This is a genomic window from Acinetobacter sp. 1294243 (genome assembly GCF_000588015.1).
GTDB classification, from domain to species: domain Bacteria; phylum Pseudomonadota; class Gammaproteobacteria; order Pseudomonadales; family Moraxellaceae; genus Acinetobacter; species Acinetobacter pittii.
On sequence record NZ_JFXG01000042.1, the window covers coordinates 1 to 2,718 of the forward strand.

The 2,718-nt window shown below is 51.5% G+C and carries 1 protein-coding gene; it reads left to right on the top strand.

What is annotated here, in order from left to right:
• A partial coding sequence (locus J655_RS23990; RefSeq protein WP_228132284.1) for a beta strand repeat-containing protein occupies positions 1-2,718 on the top strand: 2,718 nt, incomplete at both ends.

The following is a 2,718-nucleotide window of genomic DNA, read 5'->3' on the forward strand; positions in this document are numbered from 1 at the left end:
GCAATCTGGTGGATGGCGATACAGTGACTGCAACAGCGACTGACCCTGCAGGCAATACTTCATTGCCAGATACAGGCACAGTCTCTGCCGACATCACACCGCCGGTGGTTGCACTTGATGATGTGTTGACGAATGACAGCACACCAGCACTCACTGGTACAGTGAACGATCCGACAGCCACTGTGGTTGTGAACGTGGATGGTGTTGACTATCCAGCAGTGAACAATGGTGACGGCACCTGGACGCTTGCAGACAATACACTTCCTGCATTAACTGATGGTCCACACACCATTACCGTGACTGCAACAGATGCAGCAGGCAATGCAGGTACAGATACAGCAGTGGTAACAATTGATACCACCGCACCAAATGCACCTGTACTTGATCCAATCAATGCAACTGACCCAGTGAGCGGTACAGCAGAACCTGGTTCTACAGTGACTGTGACATATCCTGATGGCACCACTGCAACAGTCGTGGCAGGCACAGATGGCAGCTGGTCAGTACCAAACCCGGGCAATCTGGTGGATGGCGATACAGTGACTGCAACAGCGACTGACCCTGCAGGCAATACTTCATTGCCAGATACAGGCACAGTCTCTGCCGACATCACACCGCCGGTGGTTGCACTTGATGATGTGTTGACGAATGACAGCACACCAGCACTCACTGGTACAGTGAACGATCCAACAGCCACTGTGGTTGTGAACGTGGATGGTGTTGACTATCCAGCAGTGAACAATGGTGACGGCACCTGGACGCTTGCAGACAATACACTTCCTGCATTAACTGATGGCCCACACACCATTACCGTGACTGCAACAGATGCAGCAGGCAATGCAGGTACAGATACAGCAGTGGTGACGATTGATACTAGCGTTCCAGTTGTATCTTTAGATGACTTAACTACTAATGACACAACTCCTGCTTTAACAGGGGTAATTAATGACCCAACAGCAACTGTGGTTGTGAATGTGGATGGCGTTGACTATCCGGCAGTGAATAACGGTGATGGTACTTGGACGCTTGCAGACAATACGATTCCTGTAACAGGCGAAGGCCCTGTGACCATCCATGCAGAAGCAGTGGATGCACAAGGTAACCTTGATGTTGCAGATGCAGATGTCACCGTGACTGTAGATACCTTGCCTGCAGACCTGATCGGTGCGATCACGATTCCTGAAGACTTAAATGGCGACGGTATCTTGAATGCAGACGAGCTAGGCACAGACGGTACCTTCAATGCACAAGTGGCGTTGGGACCAGATGCAATCGACGGCACAGTAGTGAATGTGAACGGTACCAACTACACCGTGACAGCAGCTGACCTTGCAAACGGCTTCATCACCGCAGCGATTCCTGTAACAGGCGAAGGCCCTGTGACCATCCATGCAGAAGCAGTGGATGCACAAGGTAACCTTGATGTTGCAGATGCAGATATCACCGTGACTGTAGATACCTTGCCTGCAGACCTGATCGGTGCGATCACGATTCCTGAAGACTTAAATGGCGACGGTATCTTGAATGCAGACGAGCTAGGCACAGACGGTACCTTCAATGCACAAGTGGCGTTGGGACCAGATGCAATCGACGGCACAGTAGTGAATGTGAACGGTACTAACTACACCGTGACAGCAGCTGACCTTGCAAACGGCTTCATCACCGCAGCGATTCCTGTAACAGGCGAAGGCCCTGTGACCATCCATGCAGAAGCAGTGGATGCACAAGGTAACCTTGATGTTGCAGATGCAGACGTCACCGTGACTGTAGATACCTTGCCTGCAGACCTGATCGGTGCGATCACGATTCCTGAAGACTTAAATGGCGACGGTATCTTGAATGCAGACGAGCTTGGCACAGACGGCACCTTCAATGCACAAGTGGCGTTGGGACCTGATGCAATCGATGGCACAGTGGTGAATGTTAACGGTACCAACTACACCGTGACTGCAGCTGACCTTGCAAACGGCTTCATCACCGCAGCGATTCCTGTCACAGGCGAAGGCCCTGTGACCATCCATGCAGAAGCAGTGGATGCACAAGGTAACCTTGATGTTGCAGATGCAGATATCACCGTGACTGTAGATACCTTGCCTGCAGACCTGATCGGTGCGATCACGATTCCTGAAGACTTGAATGGCGACGGTATCTTGAATGCAGACGAGCTAGGCACAGACGGCACCTTCAATGCACAAGTGGCGTTGGGACCAGATGCAATCGACGGCACGGTAGTGAATATCAACGGTGTGAACTACACCGTGACTGCAGCTGACCTTGCAAACGGCTTCATCACTGCAGCGATTCCTGTAACAGGCGAAGGCCCTGTGACCATCCATGCAGAAGCAGTGGATGCACAAGGTAATCTTGATGTTGCAGATGCAGATATCACCGTGACTGTAGATACCTTGCCTGCAGACCTGATCGGTGCGATCACGATTCCTGAAGACTTGAATGGCGACGGTATCTTGAATGCAGACGAGCTTGGCACAGACGGCACCTTCAATGCACAAGTGGCGTTGGGACCAGATGCAATCGATGGCACAGTGGTGAATATCAACGGTACCAACTACACCGTGACAGCAGCTGACCTTGCAAACGGCTTCATCACTGCAGCGATTCCTGTAACAGGCGAAGGCCCTGTGACCATCCATGCAGAAGCAGTGGATGCACAAGGTAACCTTGATGTTGCAGATGCAGATATCACCGTGACTGTAGATA